Below are 4,494 nucleotides of genomic sequence, written 5' to 3' on the forward strand. Positions count from 1 at the left end.
TTCGTGCCAAAAACCTGAAATGGGCAACGACGACACTGAGGTATTCGCGGTTTGAACGCGTTTCTTTGCTTCGTTTCTTTGCGCGTTTGCAAAGAAATGAAGTCCCGCCCCGGATAGGGGCTAACAGTAATAAGCAAGAAAATCCGACCTATGCAGACCGACCACGCGAGCAGGAGGACTCCGCCCTGTCCCCACACTCACCCAAGGCAGAACCGCCGAACCGAAGACCGAGACCACCCCAAAGCCCCTTGTGGGCACCTCTACGGTCGCCCCGAAAACGAAGCATCCTCATCCGAGGCATCCGAGGAATTCTGGGAATCGAAGCCATCGCCGGAAGAAATCTCCTTCGATACCGATTCTTGCGGCGCGCCGACAGGCGACTCGGCTGCCAAAGTCCGCTTGGCGGCCTGCTTCGCCGCGAGCGCAGCATCATGTGCTTCCCGCGCTGCTGCCCGTTCGGCGACCTGTCGCAACGCGACATTCAGCAGATCCGGCGCTTTCGGTGCCCGTAGCCGGTCGACCAGACCCGCCACTTTCACTTGTTCGCTTGTCGCGTTGAAGCTCATGACAGCGCGCCGCATCAGTTCGCTGACGCTGATGCCGAGGCATTCGGCGGTATTGGTGATCGCAAGTTTCTGCGCGGGGGTAACGAACACTACGATGCGTTCGCTGGGTTTTGTAGTCATGAGCGCCTCACAAGCTGGGGCCGGACAAGCTGTCAGTCGTTGCTTTGACGAATTTGATAGCAATCAGGTTTCACGAACACGTTGCAGTCTAACAAGTCGCGCAATCAACGTATCAATCATATCTTTTTGGCGGTGGGTCGTCCTCATTGCCGGTGATGCGGGAAGAAGCGCGCAACAGTCCAAAAATTGCTTGCCATATCAATGACTTGAATAACGCAAAGCCGGCGCCAGCCTGCTTGGCCAACGGCCCTGAGTGCCTTCCCGATACGTTCGGACACCACCGCCGCTGTAATTAAGCAGGATTCACTTACAAAAAAAACGCGTATCCGACGGTGACTGTCGCTCGAATTCTTTAAAATGCGCTGTTACTCTTCGCGTGGCCCACCGGTCGCGGGGTCTTCCTTCCGCGCCGTTTAATCCAAGTCATGCCAATTATTAAACGACCAGATTCCTCGAACGCCACTCGTGATGACCGGGACCAGGATGGTCCCAACCGATACCGCAAACCCGATGACAATCGTCCAACCAGACGTCCGCTCGCCTTAAGCATCCTGATGTGGTTTGTCGGCCTCATAGCGCTGGTGGCCGTGGTGGGCGCGTTGATCGTTGGCTATGCGCTCGTCGTGATGGAGCCGAACCTGCCATCTCTCGATGCAATCACCGACTATCACCCGAAAGTGCCCCTGCGGGTCTATACGTCGGATCACGTGCTGATTGGCGAATTCGGCGAGGAACGCCGTCGTATCGCGCGCTTCGATGAAATCCCGGATCAGATGAAGAAAGCGGTGCTCGCGATCGAGGATTACCGTTTTTATGAACACGGCGGTGTCGATTTCATCGGCATTGCGCGTGCAGGTGTGAGCGACATCATGCACGGCGGGGCATCGCAGGGCGCAAGCACGATCACGATGCAGGTGGCGCGCAACTTTTTCCTTTCAAGCGAAAAGACCTATACGCGCAAGATCTACGAAATGCTGCTCGCGTACAAGATCGAGCGCGCGCTGACGAAGGACCAGATTCTCGAGTTGTATATGAACCAGATTTATCTGGGAGAACGCGCGTATGGGTTCGCTTCGGCGGCGCGGGTCTATTTCGGCAAGGACCTCAAGGACGTGACGCTCGCCGAAGCCGCGATGCTCGCCGGCTTGCCCAAAGCGCCTTCGGCGTACAACCCGGTGGTCAATCCGAAGCGCGCGAAAGTCCGCCAGCAGTACATTCTCAAGCGCATGCTGGAGCTGAACTTCATCACGCAGGCTCAATTCGACCAGGCCAGCGCCGAAGAACTGCACGCGCGCGTGGCCGGCACGGAGTACGCCGTGCATGCCGAATATGTCGCGGAAATGGTGCGGCAGATGATGTACGCGCAGTATCGCGAAGACACTTATACGCGCGGCTTCTCGGTGACGACGACCATCGACTCCGCCGATCAGGACGCTGCGTACCGTGCGGTCCGCAAGGGCGTGATGGACTACGAGCGGCGTCACGGGTATCGCGGGCCGGAAGGTTTTGTCGACTTGCCCACCGATGCAGACGGCCGGGACGAAGCCATCGACGACGCGCTCGCCGATCATCCCGACAACGGCGATCTGGTCGCGGCGGTTGTGACGTCCGTGAATGCGAAGGCCGTGGTCGTGGAGTTCGTGAACGGCGATCCGGCAACCATCTCCGGCGATGGCTTGCGCTTCGCTGCGACGAGTCTGCGCAGCAATGCGCCGAACGCCGTGCGCATCAAGCCGGGATCCATCGTGCGGGTAATCAAGGACGCTAGCAACAACTGGAGCATCACGCAGTTGCCGCAGGTGGAGGGCGCGCTGGTGTCCCTGGTGCCGCAGGACGGCGCGATCCGTGCGCTGGTGGGTGGCTTTGACTTCAACAAGAACAAGTTCAATCACGTCACGCAGGCATGGCGCCAGCCGGGATCGAGCTTCAAGCCGTTCATCTATTCGGCATCGCTTGAAAAGGGGCTTGGGCCGGCCACCATCATCAACGACGCGCCGCTGTACTTTCCGCCCACGTCGCCGGGCGGCCAGGCTTGGGAGCCGAAGGACGACGACCAGCCGGACGGTCCAATGTCCATGCGTACCGCGTTGGAGAAGTCGAAGAACCTGGTGTCCATTCGCATTTTGTCGTTCATCGGCACGAAGTACGCGCAGGAATACGTCACGCAGAAATTCGGTTTCGATGTCGACAAGACGCCGCCGTATTTGCCGCTCGCGCTCGGCGCGGGTCTCGTTACGCCGTTGCAACTCGCGGGCGGATATTCGGTGTTTGCAAACGGGGGCTCACGAATCAATCCGTATTTGATCGGCGAAGTCGACGATGCGCGCGGCGCAGTGATTTCACGGGCGAATCCGCTGGTTGCCGGTGCCAACGCGCCGCAATCGCTCGAACCGCGCAACGCTTACGTGATGAACAGCTTGCTGCATTCGGTTGCGACCAGCGGCACGGGTGCAGGCACCAGCGTCCTCAAGCGTGACGATTTGTCCGGCAAGACGGGTACGACCAACGACGCGAAGGACGGCTGGTTCGCGGGCTACCAGCATCAACTCGTCGCCATTGCGTGGATGGGTTATGACCAGCCGAAGTCGCTCGGTAGCCGGGAGTTCGGCGCTCAACTCGCTCTGCCGATCTGGATTGACTTCATGCAGAAGGCGCTCGCCAAAGTGCCGCAGCAACCCATGGCAATGCCGGATGGGTTGACCACGATCGACGGTGAAATGTTCTTCGCCGACAAGACGCCGGGCAACGGGTTTGTTGCGAGCATCGGCGTGGATTCGGGGAATCCGACTGAAGGTGCGAGCGATGCCGTGGGGGGTGTCGGACCGGGCGGGTTAACTCCGCCGAGCCCTCCACCACAGCCACCTCCGCAAGTGAACTCGGGCGAGCGGCAGGAGATCATGAATCTATTCAAGGGTCATTGATCGCTGCGGTGATGCAACGCGTAAGCGCGGGGAGGATGCTTGCGCGTCAAGAGATGTGTCGACATTGTCGAAAAAAAAGCGCGCCGCAACGTGATTGCGGCGCGCTTTTTCATTGCTGCAGCGTTACTTGCCCAACGTCGATGCCGGTTTGACCGCACACGTGGTCGCGATAGTCGAGTGGTCGGAGAACGTCAGCGTTAGTGGGATCGTCGTGCCGATCTTCAACGGCTTGGGGGCGTCTTCCAGCATCAGGTGATAACCGCTTGGCGCAAACGCCAGCGTGCCATGTGCGGGTACCTCTGCTGAAGTGACCTCGGACATCGTCGATGTGCTGCCGTTGCTGGTGGATTTGTGCAGCATTGCCATGCCGAACGCGGGTGTGTCGGCACCGGTCAGCGTGGCGGGCTGGTCGCCGTCGTTGGACACCACGAAATAACCCGATGACGGCAGGCTCGACGGCATTGAACGAATCCAGCAATCGTGTACCGCGAGGGTCGCGGCTTGCACATTTGAAGCGGCGAGGAAGGCGGATATTGTCAGTATGCCGGTGTGAATCAGTGTCAGTTTCTTCATGCTTGCCTCAATTTACAGTGAACATGGTGTGGCCTTTCGTGCGATGGCCGTCGTCGGCGACCGCTGTCCACCCAACTTGACAGGTGCTGTTGTGAGACACGCCGAGTGCGACGCTCATGCACAACGCGAGGAATCAGATGAAGGAGGGTGGCGCGCGAGGCTGGGCGGCGACCACGGGCGCATACGGCGCGATCGATTCGAAGCGACCGCTGTAGCGCGGCGTTTGCGGTGCGGAGACTGGCTGCTTCGCGTTCGGGGAAGGCGGAGCGGCAGGAGAGTGCGCGACGAAGTTGCAGTAGCCGCACGCGTCCCAG

General features: G+C 59.6%; 4 protein-coding genes and 1 pseudogene. 1 reads left to right on the top strand and 4 read right to left on the bottom strand.

What is annotated here, in order from left to right:
• Window positions 1–457 precede the first annotated feature (457 nt).
• Window positions 458–686, bottom strand: a pseudogene (locus tag WCA53_RS15055) (plasmid mobilization protein); the annotation flags it as partial.
• Window positions 687–1,111: 425 nt separating this feature from the next.
• Between WCA53_RS15055 and WCA53_RS15060 the strand changes: the two are divergent.
• Entirely contained in the window at window positions 1,112–3,607 is a 2,496-nt protein-coding gene (locus tag WCA53_RS15060; RefSeq protein WP_423911647.1) for a penicillin-binding protein 1A, read from the top strand.
• Window positions 3,608–3,730: 123 nt separating this feature from the next.
• Here WCA53_RS15060 and WCA53_RS15065 read toward each other — a convergent pair whose 3' ends face one another.
• From WCA53_RS15065 to WCA53_RS15075, 3 genes are all read right to left on the bottom strand, one after another.
• Window positions 3,731–4,180 (bottom strand): copper chaperone PCu(A)C, encoded by a 450-nt coding sequence (locus tag WCA53_RS15065; protein WP_423911649.1) that lies wholly within the window; start codon window positions 4,178–4,180, stop codon window positions 3,731–3,733.
• A 7-nt stretch (window positions 4,181–4,187) separates the two neighbouring features.
• Window positions 4,188–4,298, bottom strand: a complete 111-nt coding sequence (locus WCA53_RS15070; RefSeq protein ID WP_423911652.1) for a copper resistance protein CopC — start codon at window positions 4,296–4,298, stop codon at window positions 4,188–4,190.
• A gap of 15 nt (window positions 4,299–4,313) precedes the next feature.
• Window positions 4,314–4,494 (bottom strand): DUF2946 family protein (locus WCA53_RS15075; protein ID WP_423911657.1); only part of this gene is annotated, 181 nt, incomplete at its 5' end.

Source organism: Caballeronia sp. (assembly GCF_049581465.1).
In the GTDB taxonomy this organism is placed as follows: domain Bacteria; phylum Pseudomonadota; class Gammaproteobacteria; order Burkholderiales; family Burkholderiaceae; genus Caballeronia.

Coding starts and splice junctions, on each gene's coding strand:
- WCA53_RS15070 (WP_423911652.1), bottom strand. CDS start 4,298: ATGAGCGTCGCACTCGGCGTGTCTCACAACAGCACCTGTCAAGTTGGG.
- WCA53_RS15060 (WP_423911647.1), top strand. CDS start 1,112: ATGCCAATTATTAAACGACCAGATTCCTCGAACGCCACTCGTGATGAC.
- WCA53_RS15065 (WP_423911649.1), bottom strand. CDS start 4,180: ATGAAGAAACTGACACTGATTCACACCGGCATACTGACAATATCCGCC.